The sequence below is a fragment of the Stenotrophomonas sp. YJH_SMC_19 genome, assembly GCF_059367915.1.
This window is the reverse complement of the sequence record NZ_JCAFRI010000002.1, coordinates 161,479-186,082: the sequence shown is the minus strand read 5'-3', so window position 1 is coordinate 186,082 and position 24,604 is coordinate 161,479. Positions and strand designations below refer to the sequence as shown.

Here is a 24,604-nt window from a genome sequence, read left to right as displayed (position 1 = left end):
CCCTGGTACGCGCAACGATGGAGGCACCTTCGACAGGGGATCACGCACATGGATCGACGGCAGTTCCTGGCCACCCTGGCCGCCGCGGCGGCATCTACGGCGCTGCCCCCCGGGCGGGCCCTGCCCAGCCACGGCGAAGACTGGAAATGGTTGCAGGGCAACTGGCAGGTCCGGCACCGACGCCTGAAGGACCGCCTGGTCGGCGATACCCGTTGGGAGTCCTTCACCGGTTCCAGCGCGGTCTGGCTCACCCTGGGCGGACTCGGCACCATCGATGACAACGTCATGGCGCTGCCTTCGGGCCCCTACAGGGGCCTGGGCGTGCGTGCATTCGATCCGGTGTCTTCCACGTGGTCGATCTGGTGGATCGATGGCCGCAACCCTGCCCATATCGAAGCCCCTGTGCGCGGCGCTTTCAAGGGCGATGCCGGCAGCTTCCGCGGCACCGACCGGATCGACGGGCGCCCCATCGAGGTCTGGTTCCGTTGGCACGACATCCACGGCGAGGAGCCGTGGTGGGAACAGGCGTTCTCCGACGATGCCGGTGCGCACTGGGAAGTGAACTGGCGCAACTGGTTCCGCCGCACTGCTGCGGTCCCCTCTCCGCTTCCGAAGCTGCCGGATGCACCGGGCGATTTTGATTTCCTGGTGGGCCATTGGAACGTGCGCCATCGTCGCCTGCGCGCTCGGCTGGCAGGCAGCGATGCATGGGACGCGTTCAACGGCACCCTGCACAACTGGCCGGTCCTGGGAGGATTCGGCAACGTGGGTGACAACCTGATGGACATGCCTGGAGCGCCGCTGCGCGGCATGGGCATCCGCGCCTGGAATGCGGCGGAGCGGCACTGGCTGAGCTGGTGGCTGGATGGCCGGGAGCCGACCCGGATCGGCGCGCCACTGCGCGGTGGTTTCCAGGCTGGTGTCGGCCGCTTTTTCGGCGAAGACCAACACGACGGTCGAACAATCCGGACACGGGTGATCTGGTCACGCATCACCCCGCGTTCGGCGCGCTGGGAACAGGCGGCCTCGACCGATGGTGGACACAGTTGGGAAACCAACTGGGTCAGCGACTTCGAGCGACAGGCATGAAGGTGCTGCTGGCCGTGATGCTGCTGGTTGCTGCGTCGCCTCCCGCGTCTCCATCCAGGGTGCTGCGGATCGTCGGCCCCGCCGAGCGCTTCGCCCCGGGCGTTGCATCCACGCAATACGACGAGATTCGACTGACCTTGAGCCCGGATGGTAGAACCGCACTGTGGTTCAGCCGCAACCGGCCCGGCGGTCCAGGCGGGTATGACATCTGGGTCTCCCGCAACGATGGTCAGCGCTGGCGGCCGGCGATGCCGGTGCCGTTCAACTCGCCGGGGCGCGACTTCGATCCCGCCTTTTCCGCCGATGGCCGCGTGGTGTATTTCTGTTCGGATCGCGCAGGCGGCCAGGGCGGCGACGATCTGTACCGGGTCAGCATGGGGAGCGACGGTCGATTCGGGGAGCCGGTCAATCTTGGCCCGGCAGTGAACAGCGCGGCCGATGAATTCGCGCCGATGCTCTCGCCCGACGCAGCCACGCTGCTGTTCTCCAGCGATCGCGCAGGCGGTGCGGGTGGCCATGACCTCTACGTCGCAGCGATGGTCCGTGGCATGGCGCAGCCGGCACGGCCGCTGCCGGGAGACCTCAATACCGCAGCGCAGGAGTTCGATGCCACCTTCCTGGGCGACGGCCGGACGCTGGTGTTTGCCCGCGCCCTGGACTTCGGCAGTGCACCGGTACGCCAGTTCATCGCCTACGCGCGTGGAGACCGTTATGACGCGGGCCTTGCATTGCCCTCCCCCTTGAACGAGGCCTCCGGCGACAGCTACGGCGCGATGCTGGATGGCTCGCAACCCGACACCTTGACCTATTCGGCGCGGCGCGCGGACGGTGCAGGGTTGGACCTGTATCGCATCCGCTATCGGATGATGCACCCTTGAAGGTAGATGTTGTCGATTTTCGGCGCCCCGGTTCGTCGAGAGGATGAAACCCCAGGAGAAAACGCAGATGGCCTCACACCAGTCCCTTGCCTGCGCCTGCGGCCAGGTGCGCCTGACCGCCACGGGCCAACCCATTGCCACCCTCGAATGCTGCTGCGATAGCTGCCGCAAGGCCGGCGCCATGCTGCAGTCGATGCCCCGAGCACCGGACGTCCTGGGCCCGCACGGCCAGACGCTCTTCGTAATGCACCGCAAGGATCGCGTCAGCATCGATGCCGGACATGCCATGCTGCGCGCGTTGCGGTTGTCCAGCAAGGGCGGCAGCCGCCGCGTCGTGGCGGGATGCTGCAATACACCGCTCTTCCTGGAGTTCAGCGGTGGCCATTGGCTGAGCCTGTATGGCCTGTTGTGGCCGGCGTCGGCAAGACCCGCCGTGGAGATGCGGACGATGGTCAGTGATCTTCCTGACCCGTCTGTCCTTCCAGACGATGTGCCGAACCTGAAGACCCACTCGCTGCGGTTCTACGCCCGCCTGATGAAGGCGTGGATCGCCATGGGCTTCCGCAGCCCGCGCATCGAAGTCGCGGGAGATACCCATGTCTGAGCCCGAGCGGATCGAGATCGAGAGCATCACCACGCCCGGGCACATCCAGCGCGTGGATCGCGCCAAGTATCTCGCCATGCGCCATGCCTTGCTGCGGGCCCTGCCTGCGCAACCGCCCGGCCTGACCGTTGCGCAGGCAAAACAGGCACTGCTGCCACATCTGCCCGCCACCCTGTTCCCGGCAGGTGCCACCGCCGGCTGGTGGTTGAAGGCCGTGCAGCTGGACCTGGAAGCCAAGGGCGTGATCGAGCGCGTCGCGGGCAAGCCGTTTCGCCTGTTCAAGCACCTCGCGGCCGGCTGATCAGCGCTGCGCAGGCAGCTCCAGCCGGTGCTTGCGGCACAGGCGATACACCGTCACCCGCGATATCTGCATCTGCCGCGCACACTCGGAGACGTTGTAGCCGGTCTGGCGCAGGGTCTGCAGCAGCACATCGCGCTCGGCCTGCCCCCGTGCATCGTGCAGCATCGCCGCCGGCAGGACCGCCGCCGATGCGCCCAGCTCCAGGTCACGCTCACTGATCAGCTCGCCTTCGGCCATGATCGCTGCACGCTGCACACGGTTCAGCAGTTCGCGTACGTTGCCGGGCCAGTCGAAGCGCCGCATGGCCTGTACTGCGGCCGGTGCAAAGCCGCGTGCACGCACGCCGTGGCGCAACCGGAAGCAGCGCAGGAAGTGCTCGGCCAGCAGCTGCACGTCGGCACCGCGCTCGCGCAGCGGCGGCATCAGCAGGCGCAGCACATTCAGGCGGTAGTAGAGATCGCTGCGGAACCGCCCCTGCGCCACCGCGTGTTCCAGTTCGACGTGGGTCGCGGCAAGCACACGCACGTCTGCGCGCAGCGGCTGGCTGCTGCCCACGCGCTCGAAGGTTCCTTCCTGCAACACACGCAGAAGACTGGTCTGTGCCTCTGCCGGCAGATCGCCCACCTCATCAAGAAACACCGTTCCGCCGTGGGCCGATTCGAACACGCCGATCTGCCGCTTGTCGGCACCGGTGAACGAGCCACGTTCGTGGCCGAACAGCTCCGACTGCACCAGGTTGGCCGGAATCGCACCGCAGTTCACTGCAATGAAAGGCTTGCCGGCACGCCCCGACAGCGCATGCAGCGCGTGTGCGGCCAGTTCCTTGCCTGTACCGGTTTCACCGGTGACCAGCACCGGCAGCTCCACCGGCGCAAACTTGTGCAGCACCGTGCGCACTGCATGCAACGCGGCGCTTTCGCCAATCAGCGCGTGCGGTCCGTGCCCACCGCAGGTTGCGTCGACAGGCGGATCATCCGCGTCGAACTGCTGGCGCATTGCGCACACCAGGTCCTGCAGGCCGAACGGCAGCGTGAAGCGCGCGCAGCATCGCTGCAGCAACGGCAGCCAAGCCGGCGATGTGGGTCCGGCACCCGGTGGCAGTACCGCGAGCCAGGGTAGATGCTGGTGCTGCTCGATCCACGGCGCAAGCAGCTGCAGCGCGACCGCATCGAGATGGCGCAGATCGAGCACGGCGAGCAAACGATCGCGCCCACGCAGGCCAATTGCCATGGCGGGATCGGGATGGATGCTGCGCACATACCAGCCCGCTGCCGCCAGCGCACTGCGCTCGTTCGCCAGCGGCTCGCCAAACCAGAGCACGCAACGTGACGTAGAAGCCTCCGGGACCGCTGCCATGCTTCCCCCAGCATCCGGACACCGTCGGCGGACTATCAGGCAATCACCGGCGTGCCGCCCTCCGCCGGGACGTCTACGGCCACCGAGGTGGCCTTTGTTGGGCGGATCCTAGCGCTTCCCTAAACGGCGGCGCAATGAGCAGTGCGTCAAGAAATTCGAGGCTGAAGCTGCACCGTTGCAGACGGCGACGCCACCTGTAACACCGATGCGACAGTCGCCCGCCGCCCTTGCCCTGCGGTGCCTGGGGCTTCGAAATCCCAACAATTCCGCGACGTGCCTGTAACAGCATGGCAGCAGCCCGGTCAGGTGCTGCACGGTCACGACGTTGGCGGGTGGGCACTTCGAAGTTGGCACGGTTGATGCGTGGTTCCGCCGCACCCATCGCGGGAGATCGGCATGGACGGCACCACCCTGATTCGCGGCCTGGCCGCAGCACTGGCAACAGCCCTGCTGTCGGTTGGCGCCGACGCGTCCGCATCGGGCGCCCGCCAGGGCGTGAAGGCACAACCGGGCGAAATCGTCCTGTTGCGGGACGTCTCCGCGCGGCCGGCCTATCGCATGGCACCACCGGGCATGGCGCTGATAGCCGACCCGAAGCCACAGCGCGAGATCGCCGCTGCATTGGGTGTCGGCGGCACGACGACCGGCATGGACGAGTTGAGCGATGAGGACTATGCCGGCATGGGCGCCGGCCAGACCGCGTCCATCGCGGCGCCGGGCGGAACCACCGTTGAACGGGTCACCCAGCAGGCCTTGGGCGGCACGCTGGGCCGCAGTGGCGACGGCATGGTCGGCAGCAGCCTGGGGGGCGCCATGAGTGGGCCGCTCGGTGCGGTCGGCAGCAGCACCCGCGGTATCGCCGATACCGTGCGCGGCGCACTGGCCCAGTTCCCGCTGCAGGGCACGGCCCCGGCAGGTGGAAAATGAAGCCCGTGCACGGCGTGCTTCTGCTGCTCGCTGCCGCGCCCTCGGCGACCCGGGCCGATGACTACAGCGGCATGCTCGCCTATCTCGACGTGGCCCGGATCGACGGCCGCGCGCTGGCCGGGGCGAATGGCGCCATCGCCGTGAACCAGGCCGCCGGCGACCTCAACGTACAGGCCAACCTGCGGGGTATCGCCAAGGGCGATCGCGCCGACGTGGCGATCAATGCGCGGCAACTGCAGCAGGGCAACCGCGTGCTGTCCGGGCCGCTGCGGGCCACTGCATACATCGGCGGTGATGCACTGGCCGGTGCCAGTGGCATCGCGTCCATCAACCAGGCCAGCGGCATCGCCAACACGACGCTCAACGTCGTCAGCGCGACGCTGGCCAGACAGGGCATACGCGAAACCGACGATACGGCCTTGGCCGCCGAGGGTTCCGCTTTGGCAGGGGGGCGGGACGACACCGGTCGCGGCGTCGCGACGGGCACCCGCAGCGCCGGTGTAGCCAGCACCGCGCTGCGGGGATTCGACGGGGTCCTGCAACTCAATCAGATCGCGGGCAACGGCAACGATACGGCCAACGTGCTGGGCCTGGTCGTGCAGGACCGCCCGTGACAACCACCCAACCGATGCACCACCTGATGAGAGAGAGGGCACCATGAAAGCGACCGTCAAACAGACCATGCTCGCCATGGCGATTGCCACTGCCTCGACCGCCGCTGCGGCCAATGGCTGGGACAACCAGAACGCCAACGCGAACATCAACCACAACCACACCGTCAGCGAAACCCGCAACGATACGCACAACCACACCGACAACGACGTGCGCAACCGCACCGTCAACGTCAATGTGCAGAAGCACAGCAACATCCAGGCCGACGAACGCAAGGAGAAGAACAACCACGGCGTCGACGTGAACCTGGAGAAGGACCTGCGGCTGAGCACCGACATCAATTTCTCCGGCGATCCGAACATCACCGGCGACATCGACCTCGACTCGGCGGCCATTGCCGTGATCGACAACCGCCAGTCGATCAGCAACAACGCCACCAGCAACAGCCTGGTCACCAACAGTGCGTCCATCGGTGACAGCGTGGGTGCCGGCGCATCGGGCAATCTCGGCTTCAACGTGGTCTCCGGCGACAACAATGCCCAGGACAATGCCGCGTCGTTGTCCGCTGCCGATGCGTCCTTCAGCTTCGGCATGGCTGACGCCGAGGTGTTCGTCAACCAGGCCGGCTTCGGCAACGCGACCATGAACTCCGGCGTCACCAACGCCGCAGGTCTTGGTGGCAACGCTTTCGGCGGCGCGTCCGGCAACATCGGCGTGAACATCGCCTCGGGCAACAACAACGAGCAGAAGAACGCGCTCGCGGCCTCGGTCGCGACCACCGCGGTGGCCCAGTCGAGCATCAGCTCCAACCAGGTCTCCACCGGCAACACGGTCAGCAACGCCGGCTTCGTGCAGTCCTACACCGATACCGTGCAGGTCGGCATGCGTGGCGGCGTCAGTGGCCTGACCCTGGCCTATGGCGCGGGCACCTACCGCGGTACCGGCAACGCCTACCAGATGGCCAACGACTACCTGGATACGTGGAGTGGCGAGCTGCCACACCCGGGTGGCAACAGCACCGGCCACATCGACCTGGACAACCAGATCCAGAACGCCACGATGAACCCCAACCGGCCGGGGGTGGGCGGCCTGGGCTTCGATACGCGTGAGAGTGGCACCAGCCAGTTCGTCGAACTGGGCGTGGCCGACCTGTATGCCAGCCTCAGCGGCACGGTCAGCACCACGCGCTGGGTGAACGTCAACGCCACCAACACCTCGGCATTGTCCGGCAGCGCCTTCTCCGGCGCCTCCGGCAACATCGGCGTGAACGTGGCTGCAGGCACCGGCAACCTGCAGGCCAACAGCCTGGCCCTGGCAGTCGCCCAGCCCAGCACCGGCGGCGGCGGTGGCAACGGCGAGTAAGCGCAACACCCCGGCCGTCCGCCAATGGCCGGGTTCCCGGGAGCCCCTGTCCCTCCTCCCCCTTGGGGCAGGGGCTCCCCCCTGCTGCCGGAGACTGTGATGATCCGTTGCCGTCTTTCGATGTGCCTGCTGGCCTGCCTGTTGCTGCTGGCCACTGTTCCTGCGTGGGCAGGCGACGTGCGCTTCAGTGGCGTACTGCCCAATGGCGCTCTGCTGCAGCAGAAGGTGGAGAGCATGCAGGAGCGGCGCTACCGCAACGTGGTACGCCAGCACACCGACTACAGCTGCGGGGCTGCGGCGCTGGCGACCATCCTTCGCCACGCCTACCACCTGCAGACCGACGAGGCGACGGTGATTGAAGGGATGATGGGGGTGTCCGATCCAGCGCTGGTGGCCGAACGCGGCTTCTCCCTGCTCGACATCAAGCGCTACGTGGAATCGCTGGGCATGCGTGGCCGGGGCTACCGCATCGATGAAACACGACTGCGCACCCTTCGCGTGCCGGGACTGGTGCTGATGGACGTGCGCGGTTTCCGCCATTTCGTGGTGCTCAAGCAGGTGCGCAACGGCATCGTGGAAGTGGCTGACCCGATCCTCGGCAACCGCAGCCTGGCGCTGCCGGAGTTCCTGGCCGCCTGGCCATCGCGCGCGGTCTTCGTGGTGATCGGCAGCGACTTCGATCGCAACACCGTTCTTCTGCAACCCAGCGAACGGCCAAGTGCCCGCGCGCTCTACGCGCGGCAAGGGCCGATCACCGATGCCGAACTGGTCGACTTCGGCTTCAGCCACGCCGACCTGTTCTGAGGAGGTATGACCATGTTCCGCCAACACGTATGGATGGCTCTGCTGCTGATGGCCCCTGCCCTGCCTCTGCAGGCCGCCGACGGCAGGACCGGGCGTGGCCTCACGGAAATCCCCGATCCGGAGCTGAGCCTGATGCGGGGGCGCTACACCGTGGGCGGCAACAACGTCGTCTGGTTCGGGGTCACCATGGTGTCGCAGTGGCAGGCCAGCAACGGCACGACCCTGCAGGGCAGCCTGACCCTGGGCATGGACTTCCGTGGCGGTGGCGCGCCGAAACTCAGCTTTCAGCCCAGCGTGCATGTCACGGCAGCCGATGCGCCGCTGCCCGATACCCACGGACGCAGCATCGACAGCAGCGGCCTGGCCAACGCCAGCGGCCTGGTGCAGAGCGTGCAGGTGGCCGGCGATGGCAATGTCGCGCGCAACGTCACCACGCTGGTGGTGCGCGGCGGTGCCGTGCCCCCACATCCGACGGCGCTCACTCGGCCAGCGCACAGCAGGCCGGTATCAGTGCCAGTGCTGTGCTGGACGGCAACCAGGCACGCCTGATGCTGCAGGTGGACGGCCAGGGACTGGTGCAGCAATGGATACGCAATGGCAGTGTCGGCCAGGGTATTGCCCTGGCCGGTGACGGCCAGGCGGCCAGCAACCAGCTGCGGCTGGAACTGGTGAGGAACACCGCGGGCGGCAACCTGCCGTTGAGCCAGAACGTGGCCCGGGCGATTGCGTTGAACCGCGGCATGGGGCCGGGCCAGTAGCAGGGCCTGGCATTGGGGGAAACGCTCCACAACGCAGGACACGATCATGCACACCCTGATGAGGATCACCCCGTTGGCGCTGGCGGCGCTGGCGGGCACCGCCCTTGCCGCACCGACGACGCCGGATGATGGCGCCGACGTGCAGGCCCTGGCCAACCAGCTGGAACAGCTGAAGGCCAACTACGCACAGGAAGTGCGGCGGTTGCGCGAGCTGGACATGCAGGTGCAGGCCATGCAGGCGCGCCTGGGCGGGCGGGTTGGCCCAGCCTCGACCCCACCGGCCGCGCCATTGGCGCAGGCAGCGGCCGCCGCGGCTCCACCGAGCAGCGAGGGTTACGCCAGTACCGCCGCAGAAGCACAACAGGCCAGGCAGGAGTCGCGGCGCAGCGTGGACGATGTGAAGCAGCAGCAATCGGCCCTGTTCTCGCGCCGCTTCACCATCGAGAACAGCCTCACCTACGCACGCTACGACCGCAAGCAGCTCACCCTCAACGGCTTCCTCGCGTTGGACGCCATCTTCCTCGGCAATATCGCCATCGAGAACGTGGAGTCCGACTCACTGACCTACAACGTGGCGGCCCGCTGGGGCGTCAGCCCGAACCTGACGCTCAACCTGGATGTGCCCTACCTGGCGCGGCGCACCGTGTACCAGAAAGGCGGCGCCGGCGGTGCAGCAGCCGCCATCGCGCAGGAGCAGACCAACGGCAACGGCCTGGGCGACATTGGCCTGAGCGCGAACTACCGGCTGTTCGGCGAACGCGGCTGGCGCCCGGAAACCGTGCTCACGGCCGGCGTCACCGCCCCCACCGGGCGCGCGCCCTACGGACTGGACTGGAAGGTGATCGAGCGCGATGACGATGACTACATCCGCTTCGCCGTGCCGCGCGAGCAGCCCACCGGCAACGGCGTATGGCAGGCCAACCTCGGCCTGTCGATGGTGAAGACCGCCGACCCGGCCATCCTGTTCGCCAACATCGGCTATGTGCACTCCATTCCGCGCGGATTCAACGACATCGACAGTAATCCGGACACGGTCAATCCGGGCGACGTGAAGCTGGGTGGCTCGGTGTACTTCGGCGCAGGCGTGGCCTTTGCGTTCAACGAGCGGACCAGCCTGAGCCTGTCCTTCAGTGACCGCATCAGCGCCCGCGCCTCCACCCGCTTCCAGGGCGGCAAGTGGATGAAGGTGATCGGCAGTGATGCCAATGCGGCATCCCTGAACCTGGGCGTGACTTATGCGTTGAACCAGCACACCACGCTGGTGACGCTGCTGGGCATCGGGCTGACCCCGGATGCGCCGGACTTCACGTTGGCGTTCAAGATTCCGTACATGTTGTAAGGGCGCACTTGAAGTGTCACGGACCTGTGGGCAGGCATATCTGCGCATGTTCCACGTGGGTACAGCCGCATCGAGGTGGAGCTGCGAGCAGAGGTATGTACTTATGCCCGTGCTGCTTCTGGCATCTGCTGCAATAGGAGCGCCAATTGGTCTGTGTCACGATCCAGCCAGCCAATTGAGCTTCTGACGATGATTGGGAGGATGGATTGCCGGGATACGCACCATTGAATGTTGAAAATACCATTCGACCTGGGCCGACCCCTGCTGGCGTGCTGTTCGCAGTAACCTCACCGCCGTGGTGAGGAGCTACCATTCCGGTGAGATCCTGCTTGGCAGATGACGGAATGGATGGATAGTCAGCGTCACCGGTCAGCAGAACGCGCGCATGATCGGATTCCACTCTTAGCGCCAGGGAAGTGTTGTTCTTCAGATATGCAGGCGTGTTGGGCGTATTCGGGCCCGGATTGCATCGATGGATCACCACAGAGCCAACACTGATATCCGGCCAATTACTGTTCCAGATGTGAAGCGCACTCGCCCCTCCAGCCAGTTTCCTGCTTTTGAGAGACAAAAGAAGGTGGAGGTGACTTGCACCCAGGGCCACCGTCGATGGCGGCAAGCGGACAACCCATGGCCTTTCCCGAGCCGTACGACGGTATACAGGATTCACTATCCAGGCACCCTTGCTCTTGTCCCAGCGAGCCACACCAGACTTGAATGCGAAGTGCCAATGATCCTGATCCAAATGAGACAGGACCACTGGCTCGTTGGATTTCCACGACTTGCTGAAGACCAGAGGATTGAAGTTATCCAATGCTGGAGAGCTGAAGCCTTTTATGTATATGGGCCGGCCAAAATCAAAGAAAAGACGAGGATGTTCGTATTGATCCACAAGGGCATTGAAGTTGGCCTGCCCGACGTCGTAGACCGCAACGCCATGCAGCGACACATCGACGCTACGAAGCGCTGCCTCGACCTGCGACGTCTCGGCAGCCTCACTCAGAAAGGAGCGCAGGTTATTGCTCGAGGTCGCCGCGCGTCCTGTCTCGTCCTTCTGCACGGACATGTAGAGTCTTTCAGGCCTACTTCCCTCACCAGAGCCATCACCAATTGGAAGTGTCCGCACAGAGATGGCGCCGTCGAAGTTGCGGTTGGAAAGAGTGATTAGGCACCAAGCGTCTTCGCCACGCGCATACTCTTCATCGCTCAGCTCGTAGTCTTCAACCTCACGCGCGTCGACGCTCAGCAGAAGAAAGTCGACGTTATCCGGCGCCTCGTCCATCGTGGCAAATGACTCGGCCGATGCGACGGGCATCGCATCAATCAGAACCGGAGCGTCAAGGTTCCAGCGCCCATTTTCCAGAATGTCAGTCGGCTCGAAGAGTGCGTAGTACTGTGCACTGCGTTCCTCGGATTTGTAGCGCGGCATGCTCTGCACCCTCCTTGGCCAGGCCCGACACAGCGTCGGCTGGGACGTCATTGCCCCTCCTCCGATTAGGCCCGGAGTCGGCGGCGGAATCAACGTCCGGACTATTACCGGGGCCCCGTGGCGCCCATTCATCTTCCGGCACCACAGCGGTCCCTGCCCGCTGCTATATTCAGTCCAGCTCGGCAGGCATGGTGCCTGCCCTCGAATCACAGGGAGTTGGACATGGGTCTGGTACAGGCGGTGAAGGGTGCGGTTGGCGGTGTGCTGGCCGACCAGTGGCAGGACTTCTACACCGTGCCGGCGGGCCTGCCGTCCACGGCCGCCCTGTTCGCGGCGGTGCCGCAGGGCACCAATGCCGGCCGCGGCTCCAACACCAGCGGCTCGTCCAACATCATCACCAACGGCTCGAAGATCATCGTGCCGGAAGGCTACGGCCTGCTGCTGTTCCAGGACGGCGCGATCACCGCATTCGTCGCCGAACCGGGTGGCTACGAATGGCGTTCGGACGACCTGAACTCGCAGTCGATCTTCGCCGGCGACGGCCTGGTCAGCACCTTCATCAAGCAGAGCTGGGAACGCTTCAAGTTCGGCGGCCAGCCGGGCGCGCAGCAGGCGGCCTACTTCGTCTCGCTGAAGGAACTGCCGGACAACCGCTTCGGCACCCAGTCGGAAATCTACTGGGACGACGGTTTCCTCAATACCCAGGTCGGTGCGATCACCCGCGGCTCGTACACGCTGAAGATCGTCGACCCGATCCTGTTCGTGAAGAATTTCGTACCGGCCAGCTACCTGCGGCCGGGCCAGGTGTTCGACTTCACCGATCTGGACAACGCCGCTGCCAGCCAGCTGTTCAATGAAGTGGTCGGTTCGCTGGCCCCGGCCTTCAGCCTGTATACCAACGATCCGGGCAAGGGCAACCGCATCACCAAGCTGCAGCAGGACTCGCTGGGCTTCGCGCAGAGCCTGTCGGCCGCCGTCGAGCAGGGTTACCAGTGGAAGTCCGACCGCGGCCTGGCCATCGTCAAGACCGCCATCGTCTCGATCGAGTACGACGCCAACACCCGCGAACTGCTGAAGACCGTGCAGCGCGCCGATGCGCTGTCCGGTTCGCGCGGCAATTCCAACCTGCAGGCCAGCGTCGCCCAGGGCATCCAGTCGGCCGGCGAGAACGGCGGTGCGGCGGGCCTGGTCGGTGTCGGCATGGCCTCGGGCATGTTCGGTGTCGGCGGCATGCAGCAGCCGGCCACCCCGGCTGCCGACGATCCGGTCGCCAAGCTGAAGAAGGCCAAGGAAATGCTGGACCTGGGCTTGATCACCCAGAGCGATTACGACGCGCTCAAGGCCAAGGCACTGGGCCTGTAACAGCAGGACGCACAACCGACATGTCCGATCCCCGAAACGGCCCACCGCCGCTGCCCGGATCCGCGCCCGCGACGCCGCCGCCCCTGCCGGCGGCGTCGTTGGATGGGCCCGGTTCGCCGCAGGACGTCCCTCCCCTGCCCGGCAGCTTCCCGCTGGACACCTCGAAGCTGCCGCAGGCCATCCGCGATGAAGTGGAAGCGCCCGATCCCGTGGCCATCGATACCTCGGCCAGCGAGCTGAAGGACGGCCTCAACCGCTGCCCGAAGTGCGGCGCCACCGACATCCGGCCCAAGGCCGGCACCGACATCCTCGTCTGCCTGTACTGCCGTCACGAATGGCATGGCGCGCGGGTCGAGGAGGAATTCGGGCTGGGCGAAGCCATCGACCAGCTGCGCGGCACCGTCATCGCGTCCGGCGCACGCGACATCGATGCCGACACCTCGGCGTTGATGACTTTCAAGTGCACCGGCTGCGGCGCCGAAGTCACGGTCAATACCGAAAGCACGATGACGGCGCGCTGCCACTGGTGCCGCCACGTATTCGGCGTCAACGAACAGATCAGCAATGGCGCGGTACCTGATGCAGTGCTGCCCTTCCATATCAAGAAGGACGACGCGGTCGCGCGCATCCGCCAGTTCGTCGACAAGCGCCGCATGTTCGCGCTGAAAGCGTTCAAGGACCAGTTCACCCCGGAAAACGTGGTGGGCGTGTTCCTCCCCTACATGATCGTCGACAGCAATGTCAGCGCGGCCGTGGCCGGCAAGGGCGAGATCAAGACGCGCGAGTACACGGTGGGCAGCGAGAAGAACAAGCGCACCCTCTACGACGCCGATGTCTACCAGGTCGAACGCCAGGTCGATTTCACCGTTGATGACCTGCCGCTGGAATCCTCGGCCGAGCGCGGGAATCTTGATATCCGCGCCAACACCAACAACATCATCAACACCATCCTGCCGTTCGATACCAAGAACGCGGTGAAGTGGAACGCCTCGTACCTGGCCGGCTTCACTTCGGAGAAGCGCAACCTGGATGTGGAAAAGCTGCGGCCGCGGCTGGAAGACCAGCTGCTGTCGATTGCCCGCGCACAGGTGGAAGGTTCGGTGAAGCGCTACAACCGTGGCGTGCGCTGGGAGCAGGAACAGCTGGAGGTGCATGGCACCCGCTGGGTGTCGATGTACCTGCCGGTCTGGTTGTACTCCTACCACCAGCCCGGAAAGAACGGCGGCATGCTGCACTACATCGCAGTCAATGGCCGTACAGGCGAAACCATGGGCAGTGTGCCCGTGCAGCAATGGAAGATGCTGCTGGCGGCACTGGCCACTGGCACCGTCATTGAAGCCCTCGCAATTGCCTTCCTGGTGGCATCGACATGAGCGACGACAGTGGCCTCTGGCTGTTGGCGGCAGGTCCAGCCGGCGCAACCGCGCTGTACTGGGCGCTGTACCGCTATTACCGCAACACCGACAAATCGCATTCCTTCGAGCACGAGACCGAAATCGAGGCACAGCCCGTGACCGGTTCGGACCAGCAGGTGGGCCGGGTCACCGGCACCGAGGAAAAGCGCATCCGCGGTGACAACGTGTACGAGTACCGGAAACGGGTGGTGAGGGTGAAGCCCGACCCGTAGCGCCAGGCCATGCCTGGCTGCGGGAAGTGCCCGGCCGCTGGCCGGCATTCCTTCGGTCTCTGGGCGTCAAAAGGGGAGCCGGCCAGCGGCCGGCACTACCCTTCAGCGGACAGCACCTGTTCCTGGCTGGCTTGCCTCAGGGCGCGCCCTCACACCGTCTCCCACCCCACCGGTTCGATACTCGCGCGATCCACCCTTCCGAGGATCCTGCGATGGCTGCCCTGCTTGCCCGTAGCTGCCTGCCGGCGTTGTACTTCCTGGCCCTGCCCGCCCTTGCCCAGGACGCCTCGTTCGGCTTCGGCGAACAGACCACCCACACCGACCAGACCACGCAATCCAGCAGCACCCAGACCCAGAGCAGTGGCGCGGTGACCACCCAGACCACCACCAGCGGCAGCTCGCAGTCCGAGTCACGCAGCGAAAGCAAAGAGATCGACGTGGGCTTCGGTTTCCACGACGACAACGACGACTCGGGCCACGACCGCCACCGTGGCGGCCGCGATGTGCGCGACAGCGATCTGTTCGGCAGCTGGACGCTGGGCCAGGAGAACGGCAACACCTGCTCCATCGAGCTGAAGAACATCGAGTGGTTCGGCGGCTACAGTGCCTACGTGCCCGCCGGCTGCCCGGATGGCTTCTTCTCGGCCAACCGTTGGGTACTGTCGGGCAATCAGCTGCTGCTCACCGACACCAGCAACACCGTGTTCGGGCGCTTCCGCGCGTCAGGCGGTGGGCGCTGGACGGGCTACCGTGAATCGGATGGGGCGCGTTTGTACCTCAATCCCAAGGGGCGCTGATCGCACCGTGCACACAGTAGGCACGCGCTGATCAGGAAGATCAGGGATCCGCCTCACCCCGCCGCCGAAATGTCCGCTCCCACCGGTTCCCGTCTGGTCATCTACGCCGCCCTCGCGGGCAACCTGGCCATCGCCATCGCCAAGTTCATTGCTGCCGGCATCTCCGGCAGCTCGGCCATGCTCAGTGAGGGCGTGCATTCGCTGGTCGACACATTGAATGAACTCCTGCTCTTGTACGGCCTGCGCCGCGCCGGCAAGGCGCCAGACCCCGTGCATCCGTTCGGCTACGGCCGCGAGCTGTACTTCTGGAGCTTCATCGTCGCCCTGCTGGTGTTCGCCGCCGGCGCCGGTGTGTCGGCCTACGAGGGCATCCAGCACATCCGCCGGCCGGAGCCGGCCACCAACCACGCGTTGAGCTACAGCGTGCTGGGCATCTCCATCCTGTTCGAGGGGGCTTCATGGTGGGTCGCGCTACGGGAGTTCCGGCGTACCAAGGGCAAACTGGGCTACTTCGAAGCCTTCCGTCGCAGCAAGGATCCGTCCACCTTCACCGTGCTGCTGGAGGATAGCGCGGCCCTGCTCGGCCTGGGTTTCGCACTGATCGGGCTCGTGGCCGCCCAGGCCCTGGACATGCCGGTGCTTGATGGTGTGGCGTCGCTGTGCATCGCCGGCGTGCTTGCCGCCACCGCCTTTCTTCTCGCACGCGAAACCAAGGGACTGCTGGTGGGTGAGCCGGCCCACCCGGCCGTGGCCGAGCGGATCATGGCCGTGGCGGAAACCGATCCCGACCTGCGCCGCGCAAATGGCGTGACCACCATGCAGATGGGCCCCGAACAGGTCGTGGCCATGCTCAGCGCCGAGTTCGAGGATGACCGGAAGACACCGCAGATCGAGGCGTGCATCACCCGCATCGAATCAGCCGTGAAGCGCGAGTATCCGGAACTGGTGGCACTGTTCATCAAGCCGCAGACACCCGAGGTCTATGCCTCCCGCCGCGCGGCACTGGCCGTTCCGCCTGCGCAGGAATGACACTGCGTCTGCGCCCGTTTCACCTGTCTGGTGCCACAGTGCCATCACCGTTTTCCCGAGCCTGCCTCTACCGTGCCGGATTGGTTGCCCGCCTCTCTTCAGATCCTCCCCCGCAGCTTCTACCGGCGCCCGCCCGTCGAGGTTGCGCCCGAGCTGCTCAACAAACTCCTGGTCCGTGACGATGGCCGGGCCGGTCGCATCGTTGAAGTCGAAGCCTACGCGGGCAGTGTCGATCCGGCCGCACACTCCTATCGCGGGCAGACGCCGCGCACGGCCAGCATGTTCGGCGAGGCCGGCCACCTGTATGTCTACTTCACTTACGGCATGCACTGGGGCAGCAACGTTGTCTGCGGCGAAGTGGGTGAAGGCGTGGCGGTGCTGCTGCGGGCCATCGAGCCGCTGGTGGGCCTGGAGCGCATGCGCGAACTGCGTCCCGCCGCGCGCCGCGACCACGATCTGGCCAGCGGGCCCGGCAAGCTCTCGCAGGCCTTCGGGCTGGACCGCAGCTTCGACGGCGCTGATCTGGTGACCGGCAACCACGGCATTGTCATCGCCAGCGACGGCGTGTCGCCGCCGGAGGATCCAGTGGTCGGGCCCCGCATCGGCATCACCCGCGCTGTTGATTTCCCCTGGCGTTGGCACATCCGTCATCATCGTCACGTATCGATCCAGCCACGTCGCGCTTCCGCCCCAGCGAGGAAACGATGATGACCCCGCTCGACAAGCCACTGCGCCGCGAACTGCACATCGACGGCCAACCCTACACTCTCACCGTGGCCCCTGAGGGCCTCAAGCTGGTTGAGAAGGGGCGACGCAAGGGCATCACACTGCGCTGGCAGGATCTGGTATCCGGAGACGCTGCACTGGCCACCGCCTTGCAGGCCTCGCTCCAACGGCACTGAGCCGGCGCGCCCACCTCACATCGGCATCACCCCGCCGTGGCGATACATAACGGCGCGCACACTAGCGTAGCGCCAGCCAGCCGCCGCAACCGCCCTCGCCACCCAGCCCTGAAAAGCGCCATGGACGAAGCCGAACGACTGCTCGAAATCGAACGACTGCACCTGTTGGATACGCCACCGGAGCCGGTGTTCGATGCCATCGTTGCCGCGGCCCGCGCCGCGACCGGCCTGACCATGGGCCTGATCACCGTGGTGGCCGAAGACCGCCAATGGTTCAAGGCCAACATCGGCCTGGAGGGCGTCAGCGAGACCGCCCGCGAGATCTCCTTCTGCACCCATGCCATACGCCAGGACGAGTTGTTCGAGATTCCCGATGCGCGCCAGGACCCACGCTTTTCCACCAATCCGCTGGTCACCGGTGGGCCGCGCATCCGCCACTACGCCGGCATTCCCCTGGGGTCGACGCACGGCGCACGCATCGGCACGCTGTGCCTGCTCGACCCGATGCCCGGTGTGCTGTCACCCTCCCAGCGTGAACTGATGGTGCATCTGGCTCGGGTCACTACCCAGGTGCTGGAACAGCGCAGCACCCTCATGGCGCAGGTTGGCCAGGCCAAGGCGCTGCATCGCGAGCTGAAACGCAGTGAGGACTTCCTGGAGCGTACCAACCGTGCCGCACGGGTAGGCGGCTGGGAGATGGACCTGCTGACCAACGAGGTGCGCTGGACACGGGAAACCAAGCAGTTGCATGGCGTACGCAGCAACTTCACGCCCACGTTGGAGACCGCACTCTCGTTCTATCGCGAGGACAGCCGCAATATCATCCAGGCGGCGGTACAGCGCTGCATCGACGAGGGAACATCCTGGGAAGTACAGCTGCCGATGACCACGGCCGACGGGCGCGCGATCTGGACCCGGGTGGTCGGCAGCCGGCAACAGGTCGACGGCCATCCGCGCCTGGTCGGGGCAATCCAGGACATCACGGACGAACGAGCCGCGCTGGACGCGCTGGAAGCGAGCGAAACCCGCTACCGTCGGCTGTTCCACTACAGCCTGGGCCTGATCTGCACCCACACGCTGGACGGCACATTGACCTCGGTGAATCCGGCGGCGGTGCAGTCACTGGGCTTCGAGGAAAGCCAGATGATCGGGCGCAGCCTGTGTGACTTGATGCCGCCGGAAAAACGCGAAGGCTTCAGGGCCTACCTCGCCCGGATCCAGGCAAACCACACCGACGCTGGCGTGATCGAGCTGATTGCCGCCGATGGTACGCGCCACTACTGGGCGTACCACAACGTGCTCGACAACGAAGCCAGCCCGCCCTACGTGCTGGGGCATGCACAGGACGTCACCGCGCTGAGGATGCAGGAGCAGCAGCTGCGCGACATGTCCTTCAAGGATCCGCTCACGCAGTGCTACAACCGGCGTTACCTGCACCGGCTGGATGAACTGATTGACGAGCGCTGGGCCTGCGTGATGTTCGATCTGGACCATTTCAAGCACATCAACGACACCCAGGGCCACCGCCGTGGCGATGCCGTGCTGGTCGAGTTCGCCACCTTCCTGCGCTCGCCGCTGGGCAAGGACGAGACCGTGGTACGGCTGGGTGGCGACGAGTTCATGGTAGTGCTGGTCGCGCCAGCGAATGGCCGCCTAAGCGAACTCGAGCACTGGTACCAGGACCACGCCGCGCTTTCGCCCAGCGCGTTCTCGATGGGCGCGGCCATCAACACGGCCGGTGAGCCCGTGGCCGACACCATCCAGAAGGCGGACAGCCGCCTGTACCGAACCCGCGCGCGCGTGCGTCGGGAGCGACGCGAAGACCCTGCCGCGCGTTGATCACGCACGCACCGTCACCCAAGCCGGTGCGTGGTCGCTGGCCTTTTCCTGCAGCCGCACCCAACGGTCGACGCCCGCATCCTTCAGTCGTTCCGCCAGTACGGGATTCAACAGCAGATGATCGATGCGCAGCCCACGGTCGCGCTCGGCATGCTGGCGGAAATAGTCCCAGAAGGTATAGATCGTGGCGTCGCCGTGCACCTTCCGCAGCGCATCGGTCCAGCCCTGCGCGAGCAGCCGCTCGAAGGCATCGCGAACCTCGGGCTGGAACAGCGCATCGCGCCGCCAGGCCTTGGGATCATAGACATCGGCGTCTGTGGGAATCACGTTGAAATCACCCAGCAGCAGCGCCGGGTGCGGCAGCTCGACCAGGCTGCGTGCATGCCGGATCAGGCGTTCCATCCAGCGCAGCTTGTAGTCGAACTTGGGTCCGGGCTGCGGGTTGCCGTTGGGCAGGTAGAGGGCACCCACGATGACGCCGTGCACCGCCGCCTCCAGGTAGCGACTCTGCGTATCCTTGGGTTCGCCCGGCAATCGGCGGCGGCTCTCGACCGGCATGGTGCCCCGGGCCAGCAGCGCCACGCCGTTCCAGCGCGCCTCACCCTGCCAGAGTGCACCTTAGCCGGCCTGTTCCAATGCCGCAGCGGGAAACGCGGCGTCGGTCGCCTTCAGTTCCTGCAGGGCAACCACGTCCGGCGATTCCCTGTGCAGCCAGTCCAGCAGCTGCGGCAGGCGCGTGCCGATGCCGTTGACGTTGAACGTCGCAATACGAAGCGTTTTGCGGCGGGGCATGGATAAAGGTTCCTCGGCGCAGCGGGACGAGCATTCACTCTGCGCGCCCGGGCATGCACGGGCCGTGGATGCCACGTCATGATGCGGTGCCATTCGGTTCACGAACCGCTGCCACGGCGCACAGCAGGCTGGTCACCCGTGAACAGTGCCGGAGAAGCCCCATGGCGGTGCGTCCGCTGCGCGCGATCTACCAGGTCGACCCGTATCTGTTCCGCGACAGCCAAGGCCGCGGCTGGGGCACCCTGGATGGCATCACCGAAAAGCTGGACTACCTGCAGTGGCTCGGCATCAGCCATGTGTGGCTGCTGCCGTTCTACTGCAACGCCGGCCGTGATGGCGGCTACGATGTCACCGATCACTACCGCATCGATCCACGCCTGGGCGACGAGACCGCCTTCCAGCGCCTGGTCGATGCGGCCGACCTGCGCGGCATCGGCATCATCGTCGAACTGGTGATGCAGCACACCGCCAGCGCGCACCAGTGGTTCGTCGCCGCACAGCAGGGCGACCCGGCCTGGCGCCGCTGGTACCTGTGGAGCGACCACATGCCTGACGACGGCCTGCAGCCGATGTTCCCGCCGATCGAGACCGCTGTCTGGACATGGGATGCCGAGGCCGGCGCGTTCAACCGGCACATGTTCTACCGGCACGAGCCAGACCTCGACCTGGCCCATGCGCCGGTACGCGAGGAACTGCTGCGGGTAATGACGTTCTGGCTGCAGCGCGGCGTGGCCGGCTTCCGCGTGGACGCCGTTCCGTACATGGTCAAGCGCGCCCGCCACGCCGACCCGCGCGACGGTGGGCTGTGGCTGCTGGAGGCGATGCGCGCCACGGCAGACGCGCAGCAACCAGGGCTGCCACTGATCGGCGAAGCGGATGTCCGCGCGTCCCACTACGGTGACTTCCTGTGCCACGGGCGGCGGCTTTCGCACCTGCTGGATTTCCACCTCAACAATCATTTCTTCCTCGCACTGGCACGTGGCGATGCCAGCGAAGTGGCGCGGGTCATGGCCGAGTACGGCCCGCACGCGCCGCCGGACACACGCATTGCCTGGCTGCGCAACAATGATGAACTGGACCTTGAGCAGTTGGAGCCGGATGAGCGCGAAGCGGTGATGGAACGCTTCGCCCCTGAGCGTGGCATGCGCATCTATGGCCGTGGCATCCGCCGCCGGCTGGCACCGATGCTGGAGGGCGACATCGCATGGCAGGCCATGGCCTGGGCGGCGCTGCTGTCGCTGGGCCAGGTGCCGGTGATCCGCTATGGCGAAGAGATCGGCCTCGGTGATTGCCTGGAACTGCCCGAGCGCAATGCCGTGCGCATGCCGATGCACTGGCATAACGGCCCAGGGGCTGGGTTCACCGAAGAACCGCGGCATGCCTGGCGCGCGCCACCGGCAGACGGCCCCTACGGTTACCGCACGGTGAACGTCGAGGCGCAACGCGCGACGCCAGGTTCACTGCTGCTGCGGGTGCGCGAGCTGCTGCAGCAGCGCAATGCACATCCCGCGCTGCAGCAGGGTCCTCACACGCTCGACCCGCCCTCACCTGCGCTGCTGATGCTCCGCTACGGTGAGGCACCCCATCAGGCACTGGCACTGATCAACTTCGGCGACGAGCCGGTCGAGGTGGACGTACCCCTGCGCGGTCCGCTGAACACGCTGGTGGGCCACGGCGCCAAGCTGCAGGGTCGCCGCTGTTACCTGGAGGGCCACGGCTATACGTGGCTGGCTGCCGAAGGTGCCTGAGTGCGCAGCGCGGGCAGCACGTGTTCGGCGAAGTCATCGATGAAGCGTTCCTGCTCGCGGTTCACGTTGTGCAGGTAGATGCGATCGAACCCCATTCCCTGCAGCTCCTGCAGCCAGGCCCGATGCTGGCCCAGGTCTGCCGAGACATGCACGTGCTGGCGCACCATCTCGGCGCTGACCGATCGGGCCTGTGCTTCGAACTGTTCGGGCTGGTCCAGGCCTTCGGCCAGTTCCGGCGACAGCACGTTGGCACTCCACTGCTCCATCGCACCTTCCAGCGCCGCCTGTTCGGCGCGCGCGTAGGAGAGCTTGGCCTGCAGGTACATCGGCTTGCCCCTGCCACCGCCTGCCTCGAACGCTGCCACCACACGCTGTAACTGCGCCAGCGGTTGGCTGATGGTGATCAGGCCATCGGCCCAGCCCCCCATCCAACGTGCAGTCTCCTCCGTGACCGCTGCACCCAGCAGCGGCAGGGGAAGCGCCGGGCGACTGTAGAGCCGTGCCTGGCGCACCTGGAAGCCACCGTCGTGGTCGACGTGCTCGCCACCCCACAGCCGCCGCATCACCTCGGCCGCATCGCGCAGTGCCTTCTGCCGCTCCCGCTTGGCTGGCCACGGCTGGCCGGTGATGCGCTCGTTCAGGGCCTCGCCGGTACCCAGCGCCAGCCAGATCCGGCCCGGCGCCAACTGCTCCAGCGTCGCCGCTGCCTGTGCCACCAATGCCGGGTGCTGGCGCAGCATCGGGCAGGTCACCATGCCCAGGGTCAACGCGCTCTGCACCGCCAGCGCACCGGCCCACACCCAGCTGTGGCCGGACTGCCCTTGCGCAGTCGTCCATGGGTGGAAATGGTCCGAGCACATCACGGCCTCGAATCCCGCCTGTTCGGCGCGCAGCGCCAGGCCCAGCAAGGTGGCGGGCGGGAACTGCTCATGCGATGCGTGGTAGCCGATGGTCATCACGGATTCCGTGCGGGGACTGGACACGATGGCAACACCCCTCCAGCTAAAACCGCGTCATGGAAACGAACGCTTCCTGCATCGGGCATCGACGCTGGGCTATCGCCGAGGGCTACATTCCAGCCTGGAGCAACGGCCCGTCACCGGAGATGCAGAGTCACGAAACCTGCTGCGTACTCAATGCCGGCGACGAGCCCGCGCATGTCACGCTGACCCTCTACTTCGAAGACCGTGATCCGGTGGGCCCCTACAGGGTCACCGTGCCGGCGCGACGCACCTGTCACCTGCGCTTCAACGACCTGCAGGATCCGGCGCCGGTGCCGCGCGGCACCGGCTTTGCCACCCTCGTTGAATCCGACCAGCCGATCATCGTGCAGCACACGCGGCTGGATTCACGGCAACCGGCCAACAGCATCATGACCACGATCGCCCATCCGTTGTGAAGTCCTCCGCGCAGGCGTCCACGCTGCAACGACACCGCGCCCTCCGGCCGTTTACCCGTATGGAGGGAGACTGGCGCCGGTTTCCTTCCGGAGAGTGACGATGGCCCTGCCCGACTACCCACGCCCGCCCTTCCCCGCCCAACAGCAATCCTTCCCCGGCAAGACCGCGCAGATGCAACCGCGTCCGGACCACGGCGAAGACAGCTACCGCGGCCATGGCTTGTTGCAGGGCAAAAAGGCACTGATCACCGGCGGTGACAGCGGCATCGGCGCAGCCGTGGCCATCGCCTTTGCGCGCGAAGGCGCCGACGTTGCCATCGCGTTCCTCGATGGTGAGCAGGACGATGCCCGCCATGTGCAGCAGCAGATCGAACAGGCCGGGCGCAAAGCCGTACTGGTGCCGTGTGACATCAGCGACCCGGCACAGGCGCGCTCGCTGGTCGACCGCGTGGCCAGCGAGCTGGACGGTCTCGACATCCTGGTCAACAACGCGGCCTACCAGCGCTACTACGAGCACTTCGACGACATCACCCTGGATGACTGGAAGCGGACGTTCGATACCAATGTCCATGCCGTGTTCAATCTGACCCGGTTGTGCGTCCCGCACCTGCGCGGTGGCGGCGCGATCATCAACACCGCATCGGTCAATTCCAAGCGACCGACCCCGAACATCCTTCCGTACTCCGCAACCAAGGGCGCGGTGGCCAACCTGACGCTGGGGCTGGCGGGCCTGCTGGCCGAGCACCAGATCCGCGTCAATGCGGTGCTGCCCGGCCCGATCTGGACGCCGTTCATTCCGGCAGGCATGGCCGCCGAGGAGGTCGAGCAGTTCGGCTCGCAGACGCCGTTCGGCCGCCCCGGCCAGCCAGCCGAACTGGCATCGGCCTATGTGATGCTGGCTTCGGACAGCGCCAGTTATACCTCTGGTGCACTGCTGACCATTTCTGGCGGCGCGGCGACGCTGTAGCCTCCATGACCGGATTGCCTGCCTGGATCGAGGACTGGCTGACCGTGGTTGTGCCGGTGGCCGAGGTGCTGGCCATCCTCGGCGTCGCGTGGGTGATGGTGCGTGCGCTGGCGTGGCTGCTGGTGCAGGCCCGGCAGCGCGGCAGGCTGGCTCCAGAGCTTCATGTCGGCCTGCGTCGCGGCGGTGCCTTGCTGCTGTATCTGGCGGCCGCGCTGCTGATACTGGAGCGGTTGGGCGTTTCGCGCTCGGTGCTGTGGACCGCGCTGACCGGGTTCATGGCCGTCGGCGCGGTGGCGTTCTTTGCCGCGTGGAGCGTGTTGTCCAACCTGTTCTGTTCGTTCCTGATCGTCGCCACGCGCCCATTCCGCATCAATGACACCATCGAAGTGCTGGAAAGCGTGGACAAACCGGGCCTGTGTGGTCAGGTGGTGGACATCAACCTGATCTACACCACGCTGAGTGATCGTGGCGAAGGCGCGCGCGGTTGCCTGCTGCGCGTGCCCAACTCGTTGTTCTTCCAGCGCATTACCCGCCACTGGGGTGACAGCGGCTATGCGCAGCTGCCAGGAAGCGTGCCGATCAAAGGCAAGGCGCGCTGAGTCGCTGTAGCGCCGAGCCCATGCTCGGCTCGCTGCGCGCGGCGCAGGGCGCATCGCGGTCTGAATGGAGAGCAGCCGAGCGCG

The 24,604-nt window shown here is 66.0% G+C and carries 24 protein-coding genes and 2 pseudogenes; 22 read left to right on the top strand and 4 right to left on the bottom strand.

The genetic code is table 11. The annotated features are described in order from the left end of the window. Window positions 1-48: 48 nt before the first annotated feature. The 4 genes from AC5P5R_RS03405 to AC5P5R_RS03390 all read left to right on the top strand — a co-directional run bounded on the left by AC5P5R_RS03405 (window position 49) and on the right by AC5P5R_RS03390 (window position 2,872). Entirely contained in the window at window positions 49-1,089 is a 1,041-nt protein-coding gene (locus tag AC5P5R_RS03405; RefSeq protein ID WP_100438575.1) for a hypothetical protein, read from the top strand. Beyond that, complete coding sequence (locus AC5P5R_RS03400; RefSeq protein ID WP_049460018.1) at window positions 1,086-1,967, top strand: TolB family protein; 882 nt, start codon at window positions 1,086-1,088, stop codon at window positions 1,965-1,967. Before AC5P5R_RS03405 ends, AC5P5R_RS03400 begins: the two co-directional genes overlap by 4 nt. Window positions 1,968-2,034: 67 nt before the next feature. After that, window positions 2,035-2,571 carry a GFA family protein gene (locus AC5P5R_RS03395; protein WP_049395973.1) on the top strand — a complete coding sequence of 179 codons (537 nt, stop codon included), beginning with the start codon at window positions 2,035-2,037 and terminating at the stop codon, window positions 2,569-2,571. Beyond that, the gene (locus AC5P5R_RS03390; protein ID WP_164281492.1) at window positions 2,564-2,872 is read left to right on the top strand and encodes a DUF6958 family protein; all 309 of its coding nucleotides are present in this window, start codon (window positions 2,564-2,566) and stop codon (window positions 2,870-2,872) included. The genes AC5P5R_RS03395 and AC5P5R_RS03390 overlap by 8 nt, the downstream gene beginning before the upstream one ends. Here the strand turns inward: AC5P5R_RS03390 and AC5P5R_RS03385 are convergent, their stop codons facing one another. Next, a complete protein-coding gene (locus tag AC5P5R_RS03385) occupies window positions 2,873-4,228 on the bottom strand; it encodes a sigma-54 dependent transcriptional regulator (protein WP_060380358.1) in 1,356 nt (451 codons plus the stop codon). Window positions 4,229-4,624: 396 nt separating this feature from the next. Between AC5P5R_RS03385 and AC5P5R_RS03380 the strand changes: the two genes are divergently transcribed. The 6 genes and pseudogenes from AC5P5R_RS03380 (at window position 4,625) to AC5P5R_RS03355 (ending at window position 10,030) form a co-directional block, all read left to right on the top strand. Further along, window positions 4,625-5,155 (top strand): FapA family amyloid fibril periplasmic chaperone, encoded by a 531-nt coding sequence (locus AC5P5R_RS03380; protein ID WP_100438576.1) that lies wholly within the window; start codon window positions 4,625-4,627, stop codon window positions 5,153-5,155. Beyond that, the gene (locus AC5P5R_RS03375; RefSeq protein ID WP_100438577.1) at window positions 5,152-5,769 is read left to right on the top strand and encodes a FapB/FapC family functional amyloid domain-containing protein; all 618 of its coding nucleotides are present in this window, start codon (window positions 5,152-5,154) and stop codon (window positions 5,767-5,769) included. Before AC5P5R_RS03380 ends, AC5P5R_RS03375 begins: the two co-directional genes overlap by 4 nt. Before the next feature lie 43 nt (window positions 5,770-5,812). Continuing rightward, a complete protein-coding gene (locus AC5P5R_RS03370; RefSeq protein WP_495226302.1) occupies window positions 5,813-7,129 on the top strand; it encodes a FapB/FapC family functional amyloid domain-containing protein in 1,317 nt (438 codons plus the stop codon). 99 nt (window positions 7,130-7,228) lie between these two features. Further along, window positions 7,229-7,933 carry a C39 family peptidase gene (locus AC5P5R_RS03365; RefSeq protein WP_100438578.1) on the top strand — a complete coding sequence of 235 codons (705 nt, stop codon included), beginning with the start codon at window positions 7,229-7,231 and terminating at the stop codon, window positions 7,931-7,933. A 12-nt stretch (window positions 7,934-7,945) separates the two neighbouring features. After that, window positions 7,946-8,691 (top strand): annotated as a pseudogene (locus AC5P5R_RS03360) (hypothetical protein). Window positions 8,692-8,737: 46 nt separating this feature from the next. Further along, a complete protein-coding gene (locus AC5P5R_RS03355) occupies window positions 8,738-10,030 on the top strand; it encodes a transporter (RefSeq protein WP_005409781.1) in 1,293 nt (430 codons plus the stop codon). Between the two features lie 16 nt (window positions 10,031-10,046). On the opposite strand, the gene AC5P5R_RS03350 is transcribed toward AC5P5R_RS03355, so the two are convergent. Beyond that, window positions 10,047-11,459, bottom strand: a complete 1,413-nt coding sequence (locus AC5P5R_RS03350) for a ComEC/Rec2 family competence protein (RefSeq protein WP_134945545.1) — start codon at window positions 11,457-11,459, stop codon at window positions 10,047-10,049. A gap of 222 nt (window positions 11,460-11,681) precedes the next feature. On the opposite strand from AC5P5R_RS03350, the gene AC5P5R_RS03345 reads away from it, so the two are divergent. From AC5P5R_RS03345 to AC5P5R_RS03310, 8 genes are all read left to right on the top strand, one after another. Continuing rightward, the gene (locus tag AC5P5R_RS03345; protein ID WP_164281493.1) at window positions 11,682-12,821 is read left to right on the top strand and encodes an SPFH domain-containing protein; all 1,140 of its coding nucleotides are present in this window, start codon (window positions 11,682-11,684) and stop codon (window positions 12,819-12,821) included. A 20-nt stretch (window positions 12,822-12,841) separates the two neighbouring features. Further along, the gene (locus AC5P5R_RS03340) at window positions 12,842-14,194 is read left to right on the top strand and encodes a membrane protein (protein WP_012480360.1); all 1,353 of its coding nucleotides are present in this window, start codon (window positions 12,842-12,844) and stop codon (window positions 14,192-14,194) included. After that, complete coding sequence (locus AC5P5R_RS03335; protein WP_005409784.1) at window positions 14,191-14,448, top strand: hypothetical protein; 258 nt, start codon at window positions 14,191-14,193, stop codon at window positions 14,446-14,448. The genes AC5P5R_RS03340 and AC5P5R_RS03335 overlap by 4 nt, the downstream gene beginning before the upstream one ends. A gap of 212 nt (window positions 14,449-14,660) precedes the next feature. Continuing rightward, complete coding sequence (locus tag AC5P5R_RS03330) at window positions 14,661-15,245, top strand: AprI/Inh family metalloprotease inhibitor (protein ID WP_044570265.1); 585 nt, start codon at window positions 14,661-14,663, stop codon at window positions 15,243-15,245. A gap of 69 nt (window positions 15,246-15,314) precedes the next feature. Then, complete coding sequence (locus AC5P5R_RS03325; RefSeq protein WP_088436535.1) at window positions 15,315-16,274, top strand: cation diffusion facilitator family transporter; 960 nt, start codon at window positions 15,315-15,317, stop codon at window positions 16,272-16,274. A 72-nt stretch (window positions 16,275-16,346) separates the two neighbouring features. Then, window positions 16,347-16,982, top strand: a complete 636-nt coding sequence (locus AC5P5R_RS03320) for a DNA-3-methyladenine glycosylase (protein WP_329751224.1) — start codon at window positions 16,347-16,349, stop codon at window positions 16,980-16,982. Then, entirely contained in the window at window positions 16,982-17,176 is a 195-nt protein-coding gene (locus tag AC5P5R_RS03315) for a hypothetical protein (RefSeq protein ID WP_044570268.1), read from the top strand. Before AC5P5R_RS03320 ends, AC5P5R_RS03315 begins: the two co-directional genes overlap by 1 nt. Before the next feature lie 120 nt (window positions 17,177-17,296). Next, window positions 17,297-19,015 carry a sensor domain-containing diguanylate cyclase gene (locus tag AC5P5R_RS03310; RefSeq protein ID WP_005413551.1) on the top strand — a complete coding sequence of 573 codons (1,719 nt, stop codon included), beginning with the start codon at window positions 17,297-17,299 and terminating at the stop codon, window positions 19,013-19,015. Here AC5P5R_RS03310 and xth read toward each other — a convergent pair. Next, window positions 19,016-19,807: pseudogene (xth, locus tag AC5P5R_RS03305) on the bottom strand (exodeoxyribonuclease III). Between the two features lie 161 nt (window positions 19,808-19,968). On the opposite strand from xth, the gene AC5P5R_RS03300 reads away from it, so the two are divergent. Further along, window positions 19,969-21,555, top strand: a complete 1,587-nt coding sequence (locus AC5P5R_RS03300) for an alpha-amylase family glycosyl hydrolase (protein WP_012480367.1) — start codon at window positions 19,969-19,971, stop codon at window positions 21,553-21,555. Here the strand turns inward: AC5P5R_RS03300 and AC5P5R_RS03295 are convergent. Continuing rightward, window positions 21,525-22,511 carry a TIGR03885 family FMN-dependent LLM class oxidoreductase gene (locus tag AC5P5R_RS03295; RefSeq protein ID WP_100438580.1) on the bottom strand — a complete coding sequence of 329 codons (987 nt, stop codon included), beginning with the start codon at window positions 22,509-22,511 and terminating at the stop codon, window positions 21,525-21,527. The genes AC5P5R_RS03300 and AC5P5R_RS03295 overlap by 31 nt on opposite strands. A gap of 59 nt (window positions 22,512-22,570) precedes the next feature. Between AC5P5R_RS03295 and AC5P5R_RS03290 the strand changes: the two genes are divergently transcribed. From AC5P5R_RS03290 to AC5P5R_RS03280, 3 genes are all read left to right on the top strand, one after another. Further along, entirely contained in the window at window positions 22,571-22,954 is a 384-nt protein-coding gene (locus tag AC5P5R_RS03290; protein ID WP_005409793.1) for a sensory rhodopsin transducer, read from the top strand. A 100-nt stretch (window positions 22,955-23,054) separates the two neighbouring features. Further along, on the top strand, window positions 23,055-23,921 hold the full coding sequence (locus AC5P5R_RS03285) for a glucose 1-dehydrogenase (RefSeq protein ID WP_012480369.1): 867 nt from the start codon (window positions 23,055-23,057) through the stop codon (window positions 23,919-23,921). Between the two features lie 5 nt (window positions 23,922-23,926). Beyond that, entirely contained in the window at window positions 23,927-24,520 is a 594-nt protein-coding gene (locus AC5P5R_RS03280) for a mechanosensitive ion channel domain-containing protein (RefSeq protein ID WP_049395964.1), read from the top strand. Window positions 24,521-24,604: the final 84 nt, after the last annotated feature.